17 protein-coding genes and 6 pseudogenes are annotated in these 20,528 nt (G+C 63.8%); 10 read left to right on the top strand and 13 right to left on the bottom strand.

The genetic code is table 11. The features are described from left to right. Nucleotides 1–75 precede the first annotated feature (75 nt). Nucleotides 76–975: pseudogene (locus ACVWYI_RS17610) on the bottom strand (HNH endonuclease). 166 nt (nt 976–1,141) lie between these two features. After that, nucleotides 1,142–1,354, bottom strand: coding sequence for a hypothetical protein (locus ACVWYI_RS17605; RefSeq protein ID WP_456650345.1), 213 nt, complete (start codon nt 1,352–1,354; stop codon nt 1,142–1,144). A gap of 165 nt (nt 1,355–1,519) precedes the next feature. Here ACVWYI_RS17605 and ACVWYI_RS17600 point away from each other — a divergent pair, with 165 nt between their 5' ends. Further along, on the top strand, nt 1,520–1,792 hold the full coding sequence (locus ACVWYI_RS17600; protein WP_456664630.1) for a hypothetical protein: 273 nt from the start codon (nt 1,520–1,522) through the stop codon (nt 1,790–1,792). Next, on the top strand, nt 1,734–1,955 hold the full coding sequence (locus ACVWYI_RS17595; RefSeq protein ID WP_456662743.1) for a VOC family protein: 222 nt from the start codon (nt 1,734–1,736) through the stop codon (nt 1,953–1,955). Before ACVWYI_RS17600 ends, ACVWYI_RS17595 begins: the two co-directional genes overlap by 59 nt. A 115-nt stretch (nt 1,956–2,070) precedes the next feature. Here the strand turns inward: ACVWYI_RS17595 and guaA are convergent. Next, nucleotides 2,071–3,673: pseudogene (gene guaA, locus ACVWYI_RS17590) on the bottom strand (glutamine-hydrolyzing GMP synthase). Between the two features lie 148 nt (nt 3,674–3,821). On the opposite strand from guaA, the gene ACVWYI_RS17585 reads away from it, so the two are divergent. The 3 genes from ACVWYI_RS17585 to ACVWYI_RS17575 all read left to right on the top strand — a co-directional run bounded on the left by ACVWYI_RS17585 (nt 3,822) and on the right by ACVWYI_RS17575 (nt 5,081). Then, nucleotides 3,822–4,193 (top strand): nuclear transport factor 2 family protein, encoded by a 372-nt coding sequence (locus ACVWYI_RS17585; protein WP_354046832.1) that lies wholly within the window; start codon nt 3,822–3,824, stop codon nt 4,191–4,193. 87 nt (nt 4,194–4,280) lie between these two features. Continuing rightward, nucleotides 4,281–4,613, top strand: a complete 333-nt coding sequence (locus tag ACVWYI_RS17580; protein WP_456662742.1) for a DHCW motif cupin fold protein — start codon at nt 4,281–4,283, stop codon at nt 4,611–4,613. A 258-nt stretch (nt 4,614–4,871) separates the two neighbouring features. Next, on the top strand, nt 4,872–5,081 hold the full coding sequence (locus ACVWYI_RS17575; RefSeq protein WP_007592195.1) for a cold-shock protein: 210 nt from the start codon (nt 4,872–4,874) through the stop codon (nt 5,079–5,081). Between the two features lie 105 nt (nt 5,082–5,186). Here ACVWYI_RS17575 and ACVWYI_RS17570 read toward each other — a convergent pair whose 3' ends face one another. The 3 genes and pseudogenes from ACVWYI_RS17570 to ACVWYI_RS17560 form a co-directional block, all read right to left on the bottom strand. Beyond that, complete coding sequence (locus ACVWYI_RS17570) at nt 5,187–6,488, bottom strand: RsmB/NOP family class I SAM-dependent RNA methyltransferase (RefSeq protein WP_456662741.1); 1,302 nt, start codon at nt 6,486–6,488, stop codon at nt 5,187–5,189. Nucleotides 6,489–6,535: 47 nt separating this feature from the next. Continuing rightward, a pseudogene (locus tag ACVWYI_RS17565) lies at nt 6,536–6,959 on the bottom strand (MAPEG family protein). Between the two features lie 51 nt (nt 6,960–7,010). Then, a complete protein-coding gene (locus ACVWYI_RS17560; RefSeq protein WP_456664629.1) occupies nt 7,011–7,223 on the bottom strand; it encodes a hypothetical protein in 213 nt (70 codons plus the stop codon). Here ACVWYI_RS17560 and ACVWYI_RS17555 point away from each other — a divergent pair. Continuing rightward, nucleotides 7,122–7,410, top strand: a pseudogene (locus tag ACVWYI_RS17555) (metallophosphoesterase); the annotation flags it as partial. The gene ACVWYI_RS17560 and the pseudogene ACVWYI_RS17555 sit on opposite strands and share 102 nt — an antisense overlap. 16 nt (nt 7,411–7,426) lie before the next feature. On the opposite strand, the gene ACVWYI_RS17550 reads toward ACVWYI_RS17555, so the two are convergent. From ACVWYI_RS17550 to ACVWYI_RS17535, 4 genes are all read right to left on the bottom strand, one after another. Next, entirely contained in the window at nt 7,427–7,723 is a 297-nt protein-coding gene (locus tag ACVWYI_RS17550; protein ID WP_456662740.1) for a hypothetical protein, read from the bottom strand. Nucleotides 7,724–7,872: 149 nt separating this feature from the next. Continuing rightward, entirely contained in the window at nt 7,873–8,895 is a 1,023-nt protein-coding gene (locus ACVWYI_RS17545; RefSeq protein WP_456662739.1) for an NADP-dependent oxidoreductase, read from the bottom strand. 257 nt (nt 8,896–9,152) lie between these two features. Further along, a complete protein-coding gene (guaB, locus tag ACVWYI_RS17540) occupies nt 9,153–10,646 on the bottom strand; it encodes an IMP dehydrogenase (protein WP_247346022.1) in 1,494 nt (497 codons plus the stop codon). Between the two features lie 206 nt (nt 10,647–10,852). Continuing rightward, entirely contained in the window at nt 10,853–11,095 is a 243-nt protein-coding gene (locus tag ACVWYI_RS17535; protein WP_456662738.1) for a hypothetical protein, read from the bottom strand. Between the two features lie 154 nt (nt 11,096–11,249). Here ACVWYI_RS17535 and ACVWYI_RS17530 point away from each other — a divergent pair. Beyond that, nucleotides 11,250–12,741 (top strand): annotated as a pseudogene (locus tag ACVWYI_RS17530) (MFS transporter). 40 nt (nt 12,742–12,781) lie between these two features. On the opposite strand, the gene ACVWYI_RS17525 reads toward ACVWYI_RS17530, so the two are convergent. Together ACVWYI_RS17525 and ACVWYI_RS17520 are read right to left on the bottom strand one after the other, a co-directional pair. Further along, the gene (locus tag ACVWYI_RS17525; RefSeq protein WP_247346005.1) at nt 12,782–13,468 is read right to left on the bottom strand and encodes an RlmE family RNA methyltransferase; all 687 of its coding nucleotides are present in this window, start codon (nt 13,466–13,468) and stop codon (nt 12,782–12,784) included. Nucleotide 13,469: 1 nt separating this feature from the next. Beyond that, a pseudogene (locus ACVWYI_RS17520) lies at nt 13,470–14,541 on the bottom strand (Ppx/GppA phosphatase family protein). Nucleotides 14,542–14,750: 209 nt separating this feature from the next. Between ACVWYI_RS17520 and ACVWYI_RS17515 the strand changes: the two are divergent. Then, nucleotides 14,751–17,117, top strand: coding sequence for a xanthine dehydrogenase family protein molybdopterin-binding subunit (locus tag ACVWYI_RS17515; RefSeq protein ID WP_456662737.1), 2,367 nt, complete (start codon nt 14,751–14,753; stop codon nt 17,115–17,117). A gap of 139 nt (nt 17,118–17,256) precedes the next feature. Here ACVWYI_RS17515 and ACVWYI_RS17510 read toward each other — a convergent pair whose 3' ends face one another. Continuing rightward, nucleotides 17,257–18,060, bottom strand: coding sequence for a hypothetical protein (locus ACVWYI_RS17510; RefSeq protein WP_456662736.1), 804 nt, complete (start codon nt 18,058–18,060; stop codon nt 17,257–17,259). A 154-nt stretch (nt 18,061–18,214) separates the two neighbouring features. Between ACVWYI_RS17510 and ACVWYI_RS17505 the strand changes: the two genes are divergently transcribed. Both ACVWYI_RS17505 and ACVWYI_RS17500 read left to right on the top strand, forming a co-directional pair. Continuing rightward, entirely contained in the window at nt 18,215–18,712 is a 498-nt protein-coding gene (locus tag ACVWYI_RS17505) for a YaiI/YqxD family protein (RefSeq protein ID WP_247506122.1), read from the top strand. 8 nt (nt 18,713–18,720) lie between these two features. After that, on the top strand, nt 18,721–20,526 hold the full coding sequence (locus tag ACVWYI_RS17500) for an ABC-F family ATP-binding cassette domain-containing protein (protein ID WP_247446833.1): 1,806 nt from the start codon (nt 18,721–18,723) through the stop codon (nt 20,524–20,526). The last annotated feature ends 2 nt before the right edge of the window (nt 20,527–20,528 follow it).

Below are 20,528 nucleotides of genomic sequence, written 5' to 3'. Positions count from 1 at the left end.
CAGGAGGGCGGCAACTCGACAATGTGATCGAGCACAGGCACGCCGAGCGGCCGGAAGTGCCTGACACGACCGCACCTATTGCTTGAAACAATGCTCGCGATGCCAATTAAGAAAATGGGGGTGAGGCCGATCGGATATCCGATGCGGCGCAAGGGCGCGACCGGTCTTGTTGATGATCGACCGCACTCCGTCGGGATCATTTGTTTGGCGCGAGATCAATATCTCCAAATCGTCTGCCAAACTGATCAGACCGCGATCGAACATCCAATGCGCGGTACCTGAAAGAGCGATGCCATTGCTGATGATGTCCGGACCACTCGCCTCAACCTTTGTATGTGAGCCGCGGCGACTTCTGCGCGCCCCATCCCGTTGATGAGCTTTAGCCCAGTAATCGCGCAACGCTCATCATAGGCCCGCAACACGATCCGACGAAAAACTCGATCGCGTAAGACTCTCGACACTGTGAGGCTAACGCGGTCTCTCTGCTGGTCGAACCTAAACGGCGCCTGCCTCTCCTCAACCTGAAGCAGTCGAACGTCCTCATCCACCCGGGGCAACAAGGGCGCGCCCTCCGCCAAACCGAGTTCGCATATTCTATTGAAATCGTCCGGAGAGATTGGGCGGACTGCCGACTGCGCACGTCCTGAAATTCGGCCCTGCTCATTCAGGACGCCGCGCTCTGCGGGACCAGTCGGCCCGTTGAAAGGGACTGGATTGGCAAAATCGAGATAACTTCCGGGCTCGATCAGAGCGAGATACATCCCCGAGGCACCAGGGTCGTGGAATCACCTGCTGAACCCGAGCAATCGCAAAGTAGCCGCGCGTCTCCGAGACCTTGCTTGGTTCGTAATAGATGATCCAATCGCCGATGCAGGCTTCAACACGGCGGAGATATTGACTGGGAAACTGATATTGTTCAGCCGGGCTGTCATCGTAGATCGAGTCCGATCGATGGATGAATACCCCAAATCCCATGATTTATGCGACGACGCCTCTCGAGGAAGTAACTGCCTAATCCAGTGATGCCGAACCTGGAGAGGAAACTCCCTACTCCCACTCGATTATTTTGAGCGATTATAATGCTTTGATTTAACAGACAAAAGTCTTTCCCTGTACGACGAAGAACCGACTGCCCGATCCGTCAGAAATTTGCACTCTTGAATTCAAAGGAGAATTTCGGCGATTTGGAATCTGCTCGGTTTTCAGCGACTATCGCCGACGATCGGTCGATTTTTTGAAAGCCCGACGAATGTAAGCAGAAACGCCTCGCTGAAAAAAGACCGTCACCGTCCATGCGACCGGGGATTTTTGGTCCAATCGCGCCGATATGGCGCGTCGAATCGGCGAGCGCCATGAAGGGTCAGTCCAAACCCACATCCGTAGTGTTTCCCTTGTAGGAAACCCATATGGCGGCACTGGCGTTCACACAATGGCCGACCTGTGCAGCGCCTACGCGCGCCCATCGTGTGGGCCAGTCTCTGATGGAACCGTAAGTCCCGCTTCTGCAAGAGGAGCTCATATGGCTCATATGCAAGAGTTCGAGCGTATCAAAGTCTTGTTCGTTGCCGGGTTTGGGCCAATCGTCCGCGATAGAGTCGCGGGCGGAAAATTATACGGCGAGACCCTCAATATCTCATTCAAGAAGGAGCAGGGTGGTTACCTGCATACTGAGGCTCTGAAAGGAGTTCGGACTTTCGCCTTGTGGCCGCTCGATCAGGCGGCACAGTCCTGCTTTGGCAAAGATTCCTGGCCAGACAATACACCTGTTCCCCAAGCATGGCCTCGAATTTGATGTCGAAGACGTTGAAGGCGCAACTGCGGAACTGGAATCGCGAGGCTATCGACTGCTCATCAAGAACAAGAAGGAGCCATGGGGTCAGACTGTCACACGGTTCCTTTCGCCGGAAGGAATTCTGGTTGGACTAACAATCACTCCATCGATGCGGGACTCATGAGTGCCTCGGTGAATGTTTGGTGTCCCGTTCATTTCGACACTATCGAAGACGATCTGTTAAACTGAATTCCTAGTCCTATCCGCTACTATCCAAACGCCGCCTTTTCTACGCCCCCCTACTCCCACTCAATCGTCCCAGGCGGCTTGCTGGTCACGTCGTACACCACCCTATTCACGCCCTTCACCTCGTTGATGATGCGCGTGGCGGTCTCGCCGAGGAACTTCATATCGAACTGGTAGAAGTCCGCGGTCATGCCGTCGGTTGAGGTGACGGCGCGCAGGCCCACGACGAAGTCGTAGGTACGGCCGTCGCCCATGACGCCTACCGTCTTCACGGGCAGCAGCACGGCGAAAGCCTGCCAGATGTCGTCGTAGAGGCCTGCTTTCCGGATCTGGTCGATGTAGACGGCGTCGGCCTGGCGCAGGATGTCGAGTTTTTCGCGCGTGATATCGCCGGGGCAGCGGATGGCGAGGCCGGGGCCCGGGAACGGATGGCGGCCGACGAAGATTTCGGGCAGGCCGAGCTCGCGCCCGAGCTTGCGCACCTCGTCCTTGAACAGCTCGCGCAAGGGCTCGACCAGCTTCATGTTCATGCGCGCAGGGAGACCGCCGACATTGTGGTGCGACTTGATCGTCACCGAGGGGCCACCGGTGAAGGAGACGCTCTCGATCACGTCGGGATAGAGCGTGCCTTGCGCCAGGAAGTCGGCGCCGCCGATCTTCTTGGCCTCCTGCTCGAACACCTCGATGAAAAGGCGGCCGATGGTCTTGCGCTTGGTCTCGGGGTCGGTGACGCCTTCGAGCTCGCCCAAAAATTGCTTCGACGCATCCACGTGCACGAGCGGGATGTTGTAGTGGTGGCGGAACAGGTCAACCACGGTCTTGGCTTCATCGAGGCGGAGCATGCCGTGATCGACGAACACGCAGGTGAGCTGGTCACCGATGGCTTCGTGGATCAGCACGGCGGCCACGGCGGAATCGACGCCGCCGGAGAGGCCGCAGATCACCTTGCCCTTGCCCACCTGCGCACGGATCTTCGCTATCTCCTCCTCGCGGAAGGCGCGCATCGTCCAGTCGCCGGAGAGGCCCGCGATCTTGCGCACGAAATTGCGGATCAGTTTTGCGCCGTCGGGCGTGTGCACCACTTCGGGGTGGAACATCAGGCCGTAATATTTGCGCGTCTCGTCCTGGATGATCGCGAAGGGCGCGTTCGGCGAGGTGCCGGCGACGGAGAAGCCCGGCGGCATCTTCGTGATGCGGTCGCCATGGCTCATCCAGACCTGGTTCTTGCCGCCTGACGACCAGACGTCCTCGAACAGCTTGCTCGCTCGCGGCTTTGACCTCGACATCGGCGCGGCCGAATTCGCGGTGATGGCCGCCCTCGACGGTGCCGCCGAGCTGGGCTGCCATGGTCATCTGGCCGTAGCAGATGCCGAGCACGGGCACGCCGGAATCGAAGATTGCTTGGGGCGCGCGGGGCGAGCCGGCCTCATGCACCGACTCAGGCCCGCCGGAGAGAATCACCGCCTTCGGCTTCATCTCCTTGAAAACTTGTTCGGCCTTGTTGAACGGGACGATCTCGCAATAGACGCCGTCCTCGCGCACGCGACGCGCAATCAGCTGCGTCACCTGGCTGCCGAAGTCGACGATGAGAATCTTGTCGTGCGCCGAGGCCACTGAGAGCGTCGACGCGGAGCGGTCGTTCTGTGCTGCTGTCATGGCAAGCAGATACGCGACGGGGGCTTTTCCCGCAACCGCGCGGGCCGCGCGCCCACATTCTTCTTTGGGTATGGACAAATGGACATATGTCAGTATTATTGACCTAATATGCCCCGTCACTCACCAGGGGCCGACCAGGGAGGACGCCATGCCACCGCATCATCAGCCGTCGAATCTCGCCGCGCTCGGCCGCACCTGGGTCGAGGCCTGGAATACTGGCGATCTCGAACGCGTGCTCACGCTCTACGACGACGAGGCCGTGATGACCTCGGACCGCATCCCTGCGATGGGGTTCGAGCCGGATGGCACCGTGCGCGGCAAGGACGCTTTGCGCGCCTATTGGGGAAAGGCGCTCGGGCTGTTGCCCAACCTGCATTTCTCGTTGATCGAATTGTTCGTCAGCCCTGACAGCGTGGTGGTGTTCTACGAGAACGAGCGGGGAAAGCGGATCTGCGAGTATTTGCGGGTGAACGCGGCGGGGCTGATCGTGCAGGGCTCGGCTAATCATTTGGCGCCCTAAGCCTATCCTCGTCATTGCAATGACGGAGACTGTGGCGAACGCATACGCTAACAACACCGCCGCCGGCACCAAGACCAGGACCCCACCATGAAACTCCCGACGTCCCCCTTCACCGTCACCGACTGGAGCAAGGTCACCCCGACCATCCATCCCGGCGAGACCGGGCAGGCCCAGTGGCGCATGCTCAACATCGGCGATCTCCGGGTGCGGATGGTCGAGTATTCACCGGGTTATCTCGCTGACCATTGGTGCGATCGCGGCCACGTGCTCTACGTGCTGCAAGGCGAGCTCGACAGCGAGCTGCGCGACGGCCGCACGTTCAAGCTCACGGCGGGGATGAGCTACCAGGTCTCGGATTTCGGCGACGCCGCGCATCGGTCCTCCACAGCGACCGGGGCAACGCTTTTCATCGTCGATTGAGGCCTCCCGGTGGTTAATTTGCACCGCAAAATAGCAAATTGGCGCGACATCCCGAACCACGGGTGGTGCCTTGAAGTGGCCCCAAAATCTCGCTATATTGTGATCATCGATACTTGGCCGAACGACTGGGCCGCTTCGCTTCGTTGCTGACGGGCGCGCACGCTTCAGATGAATTCTCCAACATCGACTGATGAGGACTATGGACGCAATGTCGCGTTCCGGTCTGCGTGTTAACTTCTCAAGCAAAGGAAATTCCCCATGGCTATGGGCACCGTGAAGTGGTTCAACAATCAAAAGGGTTTTGGTTTCATCCAGCCGGATGACGGCGACAAGGACGTGTTCGTGCACATCAGCGCCGTCGAGCGCGCCGGCCTCTCGACCCTCAACGAGGGCCAGAAGGTCTCGTTCGACATCGTCGCCGATCGTCGCAGCGGCAAGTCCTCCGCTGACAATCTCCGCGTCGGCTAATCGCCAGCGCAACAGCGCTCTGACCACGGACGTACCGGTTAGAAGCGTTGAGACAACAGACCCCGCGACCGGTAACGGTTCGCGGGGTTTTTGTTTTGAGTGGATCTAGCCAGACTTCTTTAGCAGCGAGACGAAGAACCCGTCCGTGCCCGTCCGCCGCGGCGTCATCAGCCATCCCTCAGGCGATTGCAGCGCGGCCTGCGCAAACTCCTCCGCCTTGTCCCAGAGCACACTCGCGGTCTGCTCGGGTGGCACCACCGCGAATTCGGGATGGCGGCCGGTGAACGCCCTCACCTGCTCGCCGTTCTCCTCGGGCAGCACCGAGCAGGTGATGTAGGCGATGCGGCCGCCGGCCTTGACCAGCGGAACCGCGCGATCGAGCACCGCGGTCTGGTCCCTCAGGCGAATCTCCAGTGCCCCCGGGCGCATGCGCCATTTGGCGTCGGGGTTGCGGCGCCAGGTTCCGGTTCCCGTGCACGGCGCGTCGATCACGACAAGGTCGGCGGTGGCGCTGATGTCGGCCAGCGGATCGGCCTCGCCCTTGGGCGTGCGCACATCGGCATTGTGGACGCCGGCGCGCGACAGGCGCTCGTGAATGGGAACAAGCTGCCGCTTGTCGCTGTCGGTTGCGATCAGCCGGCCCTTACCCTGCATCATCGCGGCGAGCGCCAGCGTCTTGCCGCCGGCGCCGGCGCAGAGATCGATCACCTGCTCGCCGGGTTTTGCCGCGGTCAAAGCGGCCGCAAGCTGCGATCCCTCATCCTGCACTTCAATTGTGCCCTTGATGAAATCCTCTTCCGCCTGGACGCCCGGGTTGCGTGCATCGGCCGAAAGCGCGATGCGCAGGCCGGTTGCGGACCAATGCGTCGGTTTCGCATGAAGATGAGCAAGCGCCCCCAGCACCTTGTCGCGATTGGATTTTAGCGTGTTGACGCGCAGGTCGAGCGGCGCCCGGCTCGCCATCGCGGCGGCCTCCGCTACGCGGTCCTCGCCGAATGCTTTCGCAAAGTACGGCTCCAGCCATTCCGGATAGTCGCCGGCGATCGCGGCGGGGGCGTCCTTCAGCGAGCGCGCGGCGAGCGCGGCCTGCTCGGCGTCGGTGAGCGGCGCGGGGGCAAAGCGGCTGCCGTCGAACAGTGCGGCCATGGAGGCCGCGTCCATGTTGCGCTCGAGCCGGAGCATTCCGATCAGCCGCGCCCGCGGGGTGTCGGCATCCATCAGGAACGCACTCGATGCATAGCGGCGCAGCACGTCCCAGACGAGGCCGGCGATCGCGGCGCGGTCGCCGGAGCCGGCGAAGCGGTGCGCGGTGCCCCACTCCTTCAGTGCCTTGGCCGCGGGAACGCGGTCCTTCTCTATGGTGTCGATCAGTTCGATGGCTGCGGACAGCCGGGCAGCGGGAGTCATTTCAAATCTTTCAGTGAATCCTGCAGATCAGGATTGGCGATTAGCGCCTAGATCAGCAACAGCATTTTCAGCGCGAAGTAGATCCACATCGCCAGCAGCACGAGCACGCCGGCGAGCCAGATCGTGGAGCGCGGGCCGAGCTGGTTCGAGGAGACGAATACGCCGGCATGGACGAACCGCGTCACCACGAACACCCAGGACATCAGCACGATGAAGAGATCGGCATGGCGCAAGGGGAGCGCCAGCGCGATCAGGACATAGAGCAGCACCGGCAGCTCGAACTGGTTGCGGTAAGCAATTGGCGAATTGTGTGGCGTCCTGCGGCCAGTTGGGCTCGCCCAGGGCAATGTCGCGGCTCTTGGTCTCGCCGGAGACGAGCGCGCGCCGGCGCCCCAGCGCCATGGCGATCAGAAGCGCGAAGGTGAGACCGACCTGCACGAAGACCGGCAGCAAAACCATTTGAATGGACATCGGAATTTTCCCGGGATCTTCCCATCCGGCGGAAGGCACAGCTAGCGTCCATTAGCCGTCACCGCTGTTCCTGACAATCAACGAGTTGAACCGGCGTTCCCGATGAGGCGACCAACTGTCGATAGGCCTCAATTCACTGGTGATGAACTCAGGGCTCGCCTTCGAGCCGAGCAGTTCGAGATGTTTGCGCATATCGACCTGCGCCTGATCGCCAACGGTCACGTGCACCAGCGGCGCGACTTCACCTGGCGCCACACCCGCCACGTCTGGGCGCCGTCAGCCGGCTTCAGGGATCAACGACGCGCGCCAGGACCGGATCGCGATCAAGGAGGTCGGGTTCGTGGAGTACCGCTTCCAGCCCGACAGCTTTGAGGTCCGCCACGTCAGGGCGGCCGGCCAGGTCGATGTCGATATCGAGGAGCTGCTCGCTCAGATCGGTGGTGAGCACTAGCTCAATTGGCGGCTGTTCAAGCGACGCTTTTGAGATCCTGCTGGATCGCGGCAAGCAAGGATTGCAGCGCCGCGCTGTTCACCGGCTTGGCCCCGGTATTGGCAGGCTGAACATTGGCAGGCCGCGCGGCTTTGACCGGACGCTTGGGGAATGGCGGCAAAGGCGTGGGCATCGCGGGTTGCGTGAACGCGCGCTCATCGTCGCCGTGAACGAATTTGCCATGGATGACGTCGTCTCGACGGCCCATGACGAACATGGTCGCCCAATAGCCGGCGGCCAAAAGGATTACGCAGAAAACAACAATCTCTAACATCATCGCACCTGAAATATGCGCAATGATTCAATGCCTTCGCCGGCCCGTCAATGAACCGACGGTCACACTTGCGGCTTTTGCGGGCAGGTGTGGCCGATCGGTCACTCTTTATTAACCATCTCCGCCCCCGAGGGGGCCGGAGCGGCGGATCAAGCCTTGTCCGGCCCGACCCGCACCAGCTGCTTGCCGAAATTGGCGCCCTTCAGGAGCCCCATGAAGGCTCCGGGCGCGCTTTCCAGGCCCTCGGTGACGAACTCCTTGTACTTGACCTTGCCGTCCCGGACCCAGCCGGACATGTCGCGCAAGAAATCACCGTGGCGGGAGGCGAAGTCGGAGACGATGAAGCCACGGAACGTCAGCCGCTTGGTCAGGGTCGCGCGCATCATGCTGGCCGCCCATTTCGGCGGCTTGGCCTCGGTGTCGTTGTAGTGCGCGATCAGGCCGCAGACCGGCACGCGCGCGAACGGGTTGAGCAGCGGGAACACCGCCTCGAACACGGCGCCGCCGACATTCTCGAAATAGACGTCGATGCCCTTCGGACAGGCGTCTTTCAGCTTCGCCGCCAGATCAGGATCGCGGTGATCGAGGCATGCATCGAAACCGAGCTCCTTCACCACGTAGTCGCATTTGTCCTTGCCGCCGGCGATGCCGACTGCGCGTGCTCCCTTGACCTTCGCGATCTGGCCTACCGCCGAGCCGACCGCACCGGAGGCGCCGGCGACGACGACGGTCTCGCCTTCCTGCGGCTTGCCGATATCGAGCAGGCCCGTGTAGGCGGTCATGCCGGGCATGCCGAGCACGCCAATGGCCGTCGAGATTGGCGCGAGCTTCGGGTCGATCTTGTTCAGCCCCTTGCCGTCGGAGATCGCATGCGTCTGCCAGCCCGCGCGCGACAGCACGATGTCGCCCTTGGCGAAGTTCGGATTGTTGGACGTCGCGACCTCGCAAACCGTACCGGCTTCCATCACGCCGCCGACCGGCACCGGCGTCGCGTAGGACGGACCGTCGCTCATGCGCCCACGCATATAGGGATCGAGCGACAGCCAGATCGTGCGCAGCAGGACTTCGCCTGCCGCAGGCGACGGTACGGCGAATTCCTCGATGCGGAAATCGGACGGCTTGGGCTCGCCGACGGGACGCGCGGCGAGAACGATGCGTTTGCCTTGGGACATGATGGCTTCCTCCGGAGTTTTCTTCGTCGCGAGCGAAGCGGAGGGAGGCAAGCGCGTCAATACAAAAGCATTGGAGTAACCGGCACTGATGCGAGCGCGCGCCTCTCGTGTCCCGGACGCGCTGCAGCGCCCTTGCGCTGCTGCGCAGAGCCGGGACCCAGAACGCCACATGCGATCAGGTGGAAAGATGGGCCCCGGCTCTGCAGCGCACCGCTAAAGAAGCGCTGCGCTGCGTCCGGGGCACGAAAGCGAGACGACTAACCGCCGCCCGGATAGTTCGGCGCTTCACGCGTGATGGTCACGTCGTGGACGTGGCTTTCGCGCAGGCCCGCACCGGTGATGCGGACGAAGTTCGCCTTCTCATGCAGCTCCTTCATGTCCTTTGCACCGACATACCCCATCGCGGCGCGCAAGCCCCCGGCGAGCTGGTGCATGACGTTGCCGACCGGGCCCTTGTAAGGCACCTGGCCCTCGATGCCCTCAGGCACGAGCTTCAGCGTGTCCTTGATGTCCTGCTGGAAGTAGCGGTCGGCCGAGCCGCGCGCCATCGCGCCGACCGAGCCCATGCCGCGATAGGCCTTGTAGGAGCGGCCCTGCCACAGGAACACCTCGCCGGGCGTCTCGTCGGTGCCGGCGAGCAGCGAGCCGACCATCGCGATGTCGGCGCCAGCGGCGAGCGCTTTGGCAAGATCGCCGGAGAACTTGATGCCGCCGTCGGCGATGACGGGAATGTCGGCCTTCTTGGCAGCTTCGACCGCATCCATGATCGCGGTGAGCTGCGGCACGCCGACGCCGGCGACGATGCGCGTGGTGCAGATCGAGCCCGGGCCGATGCCGACCTTGATGCAGTCCGCCCCCGCATCGATCAGCGCCTGTGCGCCCTCAGAGGTCGCGACGTTGCCGGCAACAACCTGCACTGAGTTGGACAGTCGCTTGATGCGGTTGACCGCATGGAGAACGTGACGGGAATGGCCGTGCGCGGTGTCGACCACGACGAGATCGACGCCGGCATCGATCAGCCGCTCGGTGCGCTCGAAGCCGCTATCACCGACCGTGGTGGCGGCGGCGACGCGCAGGCGCCCCTGCGCGTCCTTGCAGGCCAGTGGATGCGCGACCGCCTTCTCTATGTCCTTCACGGTGACCAGTCCGACGCAGCGATATTGATCGTCGACGACGAGCAGCTTCTCGATGCGGTGATGGTGCAGCAACCGCCGCGCCTCGTCCTGGCTGACATTCTCACGCACCGTGACGAGACCTTCATGCGTCATCAGCTCAGAGATTTTTTGCTGGCGGTCGGTGGCAAAGCGGACGTCGCGGTTGGTGAGGATGCCGACCAGCTTGCCCGGCGTGGACTTGCCCGCACCGGTGACGACGGGAATGCCCGAGATGCCGTGATCGCTCATCAGCTTGAGCGCGTCGTCCAGCGTGGCGTCGGGACTGATGGTGAGCGGGTTCACCACCATGCCCGACTCGTAGCGCTTGACCTGCCGCACCTGGGCGGCCTGCCCTTCGGGATCGAAATTGCGGTGGATGACGCCGAGGCCGCCGGCTTGCGCCATGGCGATCGCCATGCGGGCTTCGGTGACCGTGTCCATGGCGGAGGCCATGATCGGGATGTTGAGCGGGATGGCGCGGGTGACGCGGGAGCGGATGTCGACCTCGCCCGGCATGACGTCCGACAGGCCCGGCTTCAACAGCACGTCGTCGAACGTAAAGGCTTCGCGAATGCCCTGAAGTTGCACCGTGGCCATTTGCCAACTCCTTCCTGCGGCCCTGCCGCAAATAGCTATGGATGAGCGCCGCCCTCGGCGTACCTTGCGGCATCGCCGGAGAATCGGAGCCCATCGGTGGGGTTGACGCGGGTCGATAGCACGGGAGGGTGACGAATCAAAGCAAATCGGACCGCCGGCCAGCCATGCACAGGCCTTTTTAGGCAAGTTCAGCGCGGATAGCCGGTTCAGCGTAGATGGCTGGGCCCGTGCCGGCGGATGGCGTCCACAACCTCTCGGTGCCGCCGGTCCTCCCGCTTCATGTGCACCGCGATGAGAGCGTGCGCCGACGGCACCAGCAGCAGGACGTGGAAGACCAGGCCTAAAATCACGCAGACCACGCAGAGAACGAGGTTCAGGATCGCCGAGAACGGCTGGCCGTTCAGGAGCAACCCAATCGGCGGCAGCAGCGCGGCAAGGATGTAGGTCATCGCGGGATCTCCGGCGGCCGATGCAACCGCATGGGGGTCACACCGTTGTTACGCAGGATTTAGGTGCTATGCGTTGATCCGCAATGGTCGCGGCTCGGCGGCGGTGATAAGCCGCAACTCCGCCCTTCCTTCCGATTTCCATTACCAATTCGTCATGGTCGACAAGCAACGCGTCATTCCACTGATCGTGGCCACTGCTCTCTTCATGGAGAACATGGATTCGACGGTCATCGCCACATCGCTGCCGGCGATCGCGGCCGACATCGGCACCAGCCCGTTGACCCTCAAGCTCGCGATCACCTCCTATCTGCTGTCGCTTGCGGTGTTCATCCCGGCGAGCGGGTGGACCGCCGACCGGTTCGGCGCGCGCATGGTGTTTGCGATCGCGGTCGGCGTGTTCATGGTCGGCTCGGTCGGCTGCGCGCTCTCGACATCCGTCAACGATTTCGTGTTCGCGCGCATCCTGCAAGGCATGGGCGGAGCGATGATGACCCCGGTCGGACGCCTCGTGCTGCTGCGCTCCGTCGACAAGAGCGCGCTGGTCAATGCAATGGCCTGGGTGACGGTCCCTGCCCTGATCGGCCCCGTGATCGGGCCGCCGCTCGGCGGCTTCATCACCACCTATGCGTCGTGGCACTGGATATTCCTGATCAACATCCCGATCGGGCTGCTCGGCATCTTCATGGGCCTTGCGCTTCATCGATCCCATCAAGAGCGAGGAACGTGAGCCGTTCGACCTTTACGGCATGGTGCTGGCGGGCCTCGGCCTTGCCGGCATTGCCTTCGGGCTCTCGGTTGCCGGTCTCAATCTGTTGCCGTGGAGCACGATTGCCGCCCTGGTCGTCGGCGGATCGATCTCGATGACGCTCTACGTCATTCACGCGCGGCGAACGGGATCGCCGGTGCTCGACTTCTCGCTGCTGAGGCTGCCGACGCTGCGCGCGGCCATTCTCGGCGGGTTCATATTCCGGCTCGGCATCGGCGCGCTGCCGTTCCTGTTGCCGCTGCTGATGCAGATCGGCTTCGGCCTGTCGCCGTTCAAGTCCGGTCTCGTCACGTTTGGCTCTTCGCTTGGCGCCATGGGCATGAAGGCGCTCGCCGCACGCATCATCCGCGCGTTCGGCTTCCGCAATCTGATGACGGTGAACGCACTCGTCAGCGCGGTTTTCCTCGCCGCCTGTGCGCTGTTCACGGTGACGACGCCGCTGCTCATCATCATGATCATCCTGGTGATCGGCGGCTTCTTCCGCTCGCTGGAATTCACCGCGATCAACACGGTGGCCTATGCCGACGTCGAGACTGCGCAGATGAGCCGCGCCACCACGCTCGTCAGCGTCAACCAGCAGCTCGCGATCTCGGCCGGCGTCGCCGTGGGTGCCGCCTCGGTGGAGACCACGATGTGGCTCAGCCATGTCAGCGAGCTCAACGCCACCGTGTTTGCGCCGGCCTTCGTCGTGATCGCCCTGACCTCGGCTGCGTCGAGCTGGTTCTTCTGGCAGATGCCCGATGATGCCGGCCACGAAGTCTCCGGCCGCAAGGCGGTCGAGATCGCGAGCCGCAAGGGTGCGGGCAAGGGCGCGGCGAGTGCCGCCATCAAGGCAGCGACGGAGGATACCCAGGACGCGCGGGATCAGCGGCTGGGATAGTCTCTCTTCTCGCCATTGCGAGCAATGACGGAGTTTGTTGCTATTCCGTCGCCCCGCCCCGAAATCCCGTCGCGAGCACGTAGCGCTCCGAGGAATCCGCACGGCTTGCGGCAGGCTTGACGTGACGCACCGTCGCAAAATCGCGCTTGAGCTGGGCGAGCAGCTCGGCGTCGGCGCCGCTCTGGAACGCCTTTGCCAAAAAAGTTCCGCCGGGCTTCAGCACGTCGCAGGCAAAGGCGGCGGCGGTCTCGATCAGGCCGACGATGCGGAGCTGGTCGGTCTTGCGGTGGCCCGTGGTGTTGGCGGCCATGTCGGACATCACGACATCGGCGCCGCCGTCGAGCATGGCCTTGAGCTTGTCCGGCGCGTCATTGTCCATGAAATCGAGCTGAGCGAACTCGACGCCGGCAATCTCGGGGATGTCCAACAGGTCGATCGCGATCACCTTGCCCTTGCCGTCGACGGAGCCGACGCGCTTGGCAGCGATCTGGCTCCAGCCGCCCGGCGCAGCGCCGAGATCGACCACCGCCATGCCGTGCTTGAGCAGCCGATATTTGTCGTCGATCTCCAGCAGCTTGAACGCGGCGCGCGACCGATAGCCCAGCGCCTTCGCCTTGATGACATAGGGATCGTTGAGCTGCCGCTCCAGCCAGAGCTTCGACGACAATTTGCGCTTGCCATGGGTCTTGACCTGGACGTGCAAGCGGCCGGTGGTGTCCTTGGCCATCTCACCAGCTCCTGAGTGCGCCGTCTTCGCGCATCATCTCGACCAGCATGCCCTCGCGCAGGCCCCGGTCGGCGACGCGCAGGCGCGGCAGCGGAAAGGCGCGGCGGATCGCATCGAGGATGGCGCAGCCGGCCAGCACGAGATCGGCGCGCTCGACGCTGATGCAGCTGTTGCCGGCGCGTTCCTCGTAGCTCATGCCGAGCAGCATGTTGATGGTCGCGGTGACGTCGGTATCATTCATCCAGATGCTGTCGATCCGGCGCCGGTCGTAGCGCGCGAGCTTGAGATGGATGCCGGCAAGCGTCGTCACCGGTGCCCGACGTGCCGAGCAGATGCATGTCGGCAAGATCGCCGCCATGCTGTTCGGCGAACGGCGTGATGTGACGGGCGACCTCGCGCTCCATCGCAGCGTAGATCTCCGGCGTCACGTCGCGCCCGCCGAATTGCTCGGCCAGTGTGACCACACCGAACGGAATCGACATCCAGGCTTTTATGCGCGGCTCTGGATTCTCCGAGTCGCGCTCGATCCGCACCAGCTCGGTCGAGCCGCCGCCGATGTCGAACAGGATCGCGCCCCGCCCCCTGGGATTGACCAGCGGCGAGCAGCCGAGCACGGCGAGCGCCGCCTCGGTCTCGCGGTCGATCACCTCGAGCTCGATGCCGGTCTCGGCCGCGACGCGGCTGCGAAAATCCTCCGCATTCGAGGCCGCGCGGCAGGCCTCGGTGGCGATCAGCCGCAATCGCTTGGCTTTGCGCAGATTGATCTTGTCGCGGCAGATGCCGAGCGCCACGACGGCGCGCTCGATCGCAGCCTCGCTGATGCAGCCGGTTGCCGAGACACCCTCGCCGAGCCGGATGATGCGCGAGAACGAATCGACCACGCGAAAGCCGTCATGGGTGGGACAGGCGATCAGGAGCCTGCAATTGTTGGTGCCGAGGTCCAGCGCCGCATAGACGCCGGTTCCCGGCGCTTGCGCGCCGACGGCCGGTTCAGTGGCAAACGCCACCGCCGCCATCGACCCCAGCTCACCGTGCGGCGCAAGGCCGTCGCGGAGCCGCGTGTGGTCATTCATACAAATTGTCTTTCCGCGGCCGGGTGGGCCGAGCTGGAATTGCTTTTTCGCCTGAAACATTAGCAGTGCGTCAGTCCTGCGCAACAACGCATCACATGGGACCATGCCCATTCGTGCGTTGTCGTGAACGGGCCGGTGGGTTATCTCAACAGGATCCGGTCCCCCGCTGGCGCGAAAATGCGCAAATGCCGGCTTTTCAGGTCATTTCCATGCAAGAACACACCAAATCATCCACGCTCGAAAACGCTATTGCACTGCAAAAATACGGTGTCGGGCAGCCGGTCCGCCGCAAGGAGGACGACACGCTGGTGCGCGGCAAGGGCCGCTATACCGACGATTTCAACCTGCCCGGCCAAGCCCATGCCGTCGTCGTCCGCTCCACCCATGCCCATGGTATCATCCGCGGCATCAACACCGACGCCGCCAAGGCACTGCCGAGCGTGCTGGGGGTCTGGACCGGCACGGACCTCGATGCGGCCGGCTATGGCCCCTTCACCTGCGGCCTGCCGCTGAAGAACCGCGACGGCTCGCCCCTGCGCCAGACCAACCGCCAGCCGCTGGCGACCGACAAGGTCCGCTTCGTCGGCGATCCCGTCGCCTTCGTGGTCGCGGAGACGCTGGCTCAGGCGCGCGACGCGGCCGAGGCCGTCGAACTCGACATCGAGCCGCTGGCCGCGGTGACCGACCCCGAGGACGCCGCAAAGCCCGGCGCGCCGCTGCTCTATGGCCACATCCCGAACAATGTCGCGCTCGACTACCACTATGGCGACATCGAGAAGGTCAATGCAGCCTTCGCCGGTGCCGCTCACGTGACCAAGGTCGACATCGAAAACACCCGCGTCGCCGTGGTCTCGATGGAGCCCCGCGTTGGCCTTGCCTCCTACGACAAGAAGACCGAGCGTTACACCATCCAGATGCCGACGCAGGGCGTCGCCGGCAACCGCGCCAACCTCGCCAAGAACCTGAAAGTGCCGAACGAGAAGGTGCGCATCCTCACCGCCAATGTCGGCGGCTCCTTCGGCATGAAGAACGTCAACTATCCCGAATACATGTGCATCCTGTACGCGGCTAAGGAATTGGGACGGCCGGTGAAATGGCTGGACGAACGCTCGACCAGCTTCTTGTCCGACAGCCACGGCCGTGCGCAGAAGATTCACGCCGAGCTCGCGCTGGACGCAGAGGGGCATTTCCTCGCCGCCAAACTCTCGGGCTACGGCAATCTCGGCGCCTACATCACCGGCGTTGCGCCCAGTCCGCTCTCGCTCAACACCAGCAAGAACTTTTCCAGCGTCTATCGCACACCGCTGATGGCCGTCGACATCAAGACGGTGCTGACCAACACCACGCTTATGGGCGCCTATCGCGGCGCCGGCCGGCCCGAGGCCAACTACTACATGGAGCGGCTGATCGACCGCGCCGCCGACGAGATGGGCATCAACCGGCTGACCTTGCGCAAGCGCAACTTCATCAAGCAGAACCAGATGCCGTTCGCCGCGTCCTCCGGCGTCACTTATGACAGCGGCGACTTCCAGGCTGTCTTCAACAAGGCGCTCGAAATCTCCGACCACGAGAATTTTGCCAAGCGCAAGAAGGAGAGCAAGAAGGCCGGCAAGCTGCGCGGTATCGCCGTCGGCTCCTATCTGGAGGTTACGGCACCTCCCGGCGTCGAGCTCGGCAAGATCGTGTTCGATCCCGACGGCTCCGTGCAGCTCATCACCGGCACGCTCGATTACGGTCAGGGCCACGCCACGCCGTTCGCGCAGGTGCTGTGCGAGCAGCTCGGCGTGCCCTTCGACAGCGTCAAGCTGGTGCAGGGCGACAGCGATATCGTCCACACCGGCAACGGCACCGGCGGTTCGCGCTCGATCACCGCGACCGGCATGGCGATCGTGGGCGCCGCCAAGCTCGTGATCGAAAAGGGCAAGCGCGCCGCCGCGCATATGCTGGAGGCATCCGAAGCCGACATCGAATTCGAAGGCGGCCGTTTTACGATCGCCGGCACCGACCGCAGCATCGACATCATGGAACTCGCCAAGCGCCTGCACGACGGCAAGACGCCGGAGGGCGTGCCCGACAGCCTCGACGTCGACCACACCAGCGAACCGGTGCCGTCGGCCTTCCCGAACGGCTGCCATGTCGCCGAGGTCGAGATCGACCCTGAAACCGGCGTCGTGCAGATCGTGCGCTACAGCGCGGTCAACGATTTCGGCACGGTGATCAACCCACTGCTGGTCGCGGGCCAGCTCCATGGCGGCGTCGTCCAGGGCATTGGGCAGGCGCTGATGGAGCACATCCGCTACGACGAGAGCGGCCAGCCGATCACGGGCTCGCTGATGGATTACGCCCTGCCGCGCGCCGAGGACGTTCCGTTCATGACGGTCGGCGACCACCCCGTGCCGGCCACGACCAATCCGCTCGGCAGCAAGGGCTGCGGCGAAGCCGGCTGCGCCGGCAGCCTGTCGACGGTGGTGAACGCAGTGATCGACGCCCTCTCCGACTACGGCATCAAGCATATCGACATGCCGCTGACCCCGGAGCGGGTGTGGCGCGCGATCCAGGATGCGAAGGCGGCGTAAGGCTGCGTAATCTCCGCGTCCACAACTGTCATCGCCCGCAAAAGCGGGCGATCCAGTATTCCAGAGGCGGCGCGGCTAGAATCGAGAAGCCGCGGCGTACTGGATGCCCCGCCTTCGCGGGGCATGACAGCGCTTGTTGTTACGCCGCCGCCTGCTCGCGCGGCTGGTAGATCGCGGTGTGCTGGCAATGCGCCAGCGGCGTGGTGCCGTTGGCGAGCACCAGCGCGTCGAGCTCGACGAAGCGGTGGCCTTTCTTCTCGTAGTTCGCGGTAACTTTTGCCCGCGCGGTGATCTCGTCGCCGGCGCGTGCGGCTGACAGCAGCTGCATGCGGCTGCCGACGTGGATCCACGGGCCCAGAATGGTGTTGTCCACCAGCACGCGGTTCATGACGCGCTGGATCAGGCCGGGATGGCCGAGCCCCTCGCGCGCGAAGATCGGATCGGGCTCCCTGATGTCGGCGAGGTAGTCGGCTGCATCCTGCCCGGCCCAGCGCCGGGGCGTCGTGCCCAGCCAATTTCCGGTTTCGAAGGTCGCTGCGCTGACTGGCTTACGCTCGGCCACCACAGGCACCGCGATATACTCGCTCAACGACACCGCAGTCGCGGCGGCCGCCGGCAGCGTTGCCGTCCCGGTGGCGCAGAGCTCGGTGCGGCTGAACACCTCGATCGTGAGCAAGCCATTGTGCTCGGTCGCATCGACATCGGCGGTCTCGCCGTCATAGACCGGCTTGATGAAGCGCGCCTCGACCAGCCCGCGCGACAGGAAATCGCGGCCCCAGCGCGCCACCGGCACGTGCATCATGTAGGCGAAGACATCGACGCCCGGAACCAGCCCGCCGGAAAAGCCGAAGCGGCGCGCCACATTGTCGTCATGCATCTTGTTTTCGGATTGTTTTGCAGTGTTGTAGGCCACGACGCGATGGGTTTCGAGCCGGTTCGGCATGGGGTCACCTTCCCTCAATTCTTGCTCTGAATTCTTGTTGTTGCGGACCGATCGTAGGCCTTGAGGAACCGGGGTCAATCCCCTCGCCTTTGCGGCCCGAATGGGGTACCACGCGCGGGCTGCGGAACCGCTTCGCAAGCCCCATCTACGGATAATGACGAACCCTCAAAACACCACCCGCATCTACGTCGACGCCGACGCCTGCCCCGTCAAGGACGAGATCTATCGCGTTGCCGGCAGGCACGGCTTGCCCGTGAGCGTGGTCGCGGGCAATTTCATCCGCGTGCCGCAGGACCCGCTGATCGAGCGGGTGGCCGCGGGCGCCGGTATGGATGCCGCCGACGACTGGATCGCCGAGCGCGCGGGGCCCGGCGATATCGTTATAACCTCGGATATTCCGCTCGCGAGCCGCTGCGTGAAGGCCGGCGCCGATGTGATTGCATCCAACGGCAAGCCGTTCACGGAAGAATCGATCGGGATGACGCTCGCGGTCCGCAACCTGATGACGGATTTGCGCTCTGCGGGCGAAGTCACGGGCGGCCCGAAATCGTTTGCACCACGCGACCGCTCGACGTTTCTGTCGACGCTCGACCAGACCATCCGCCGCATTCAGCGCCGCCGCGCCGACCAGGCCGCGACAAGACAGGACTGAGACACCGCATGGCGCCACCGCTGATTCAACTGCGCGATATCAAGCTGACCTTTGGCGGCACGCCGCTCCTGGCGAACGTCGAACTGTCGGTTTCGACCGGCGAGCGCGTCTGCCTGATCGGCCGCAACGGTTCGGGCAAATCGACGCTGCTCAAGATCGCTGCCGGCCTGGTCGAACCGGATGGCGGCAGCCGTTTCGTGCAGCCCGGCGCCACCATCCGCTACCTGCCGCAGGAGCCGGATTTTGCTGGTTTCTCCACCACGCTGGCCTATGTCGAGGCCGGCCTCCATGCCGGCGACGATCACTATCAGGCGCGCTATCTGGTCGAACAGCTCGGCCTCAGCGGCGAAGAAGACCCGGCGCATGTGTCGGGCGGCGAAGCGCGCCGCGCCGCGCTGGCGCGCGTGCTGGCGCCCTCGCCCGATATCCTGCTGCTGGACGAGCCGACCAACCATCTGGATCTCACGACCATCGAATGGCTGGAGGGCGAACTGGAGAGCCGCCGCTGCGCGCTGGTGATCATCAGCCACGATCGGCGCTTCCTGAGCAATCTCTCGCGCAGTACCGCCTGGCTCGACCGCGGCCAGATCCGGCAGATCGACCGCGGCTTCAGCGCCTTTGAGGCCTGGCGCGATGAGGTGCTCGCGGAGGAAGAGCGCGACCAGCACAAGCTCGACCGCAAGATCGTCAACGAGGAGCACTGGTTGCGCTACGGCGTCTCGGGCCGCCGCAAGCGCAATGTCAAGCGGCTTGGAAACCTGCACGCGCTGCGCGATCAGCGCCGCACCCATCGCGGAGCGACGGGCAACGCCAACCTCGCGGCTGCCGAAGCCGACAAGTCCGGCAAGCTCGTCATCGAGGCCAAGAATATCAGCCGGTCCTATGGCGAGCGAAAGATCGTCGACGGCTTCTCGATCCGCGTCCAGCGCGGCGATCGCATCGGCATCGTCGGCCCGAATGGCGCCGGCAAGACGACGTTGATCGAGATGCTGACCGGCGGCAGCGCACCGGACAGCGGCAGCTTACGGCTCGGCGCCAACATCGAGATGGCGACGCTCGACCAGCACCGCGAAAGTCTCGATCCCAAATCGACGCTGGCCGAGGCGCTGACCGGCGGCCGCGGCGACCACGTCATGGTCGGCGGCAAGCCGAAGCATGTCGTCAGCTACATGAAGGACTTCCTGTTCGCCCAGGAACAGATGCGCACGCCGCTGGAGGTGCTGTCCGGCGGCGAGCGCGGCCGGCTGATGCTGGCACGCGCGCTGGCGAAGCCCTCCAATCTCCTGGTGCTGGACGAGCCGACCAACGACCTCGATCTCGAGACCCTCGACGTCCTCGAGGAAATGCTCGGCGACTACGAGGGCACCGTAATTCTGATCAGCCATGATCGCGACTTTCTCGACCGCGTGGTGACGTCCGTGATCGTGCCCGAGGGCGATGGGCGCTGGCTCGAATATGCCGGCGGTTACACCGACATGTTGGCCCAGCGTGGCGTCGACTTGAAGCGCGCGACGGCGAAAGCCGCCGAAGAGAAGAGAGAGACGCGGTCAGCAGCACCTTCCGGCGTCACGAAACGACGGTTGACGTTCAACGAGCAACACGCGCTGGAGACGCTGCCCAAGACCATCGCCAAACTGCAGGCCGAAATCGCCAAGCAGCAGCGGTTCCTTGACGACCCCGATCTCTTCCGCAAAGATCGCAAGCGCTTCGATCAGGCCTCCGACGCTCTGACGAAAGCGCAAGGGGAACTGGCCGAGGCCGAGGACAAATGGCTGGAGCTCGAAGTGCGGCGCGAAGAGATCGAGAAAGCTTGACC

The organism is Bradyrhizobium sp. LB13.1 (assembly GCF_054056815.1).
This window is presented reverse-complemented; position numbering and strand designations above follow the sequence as displayed.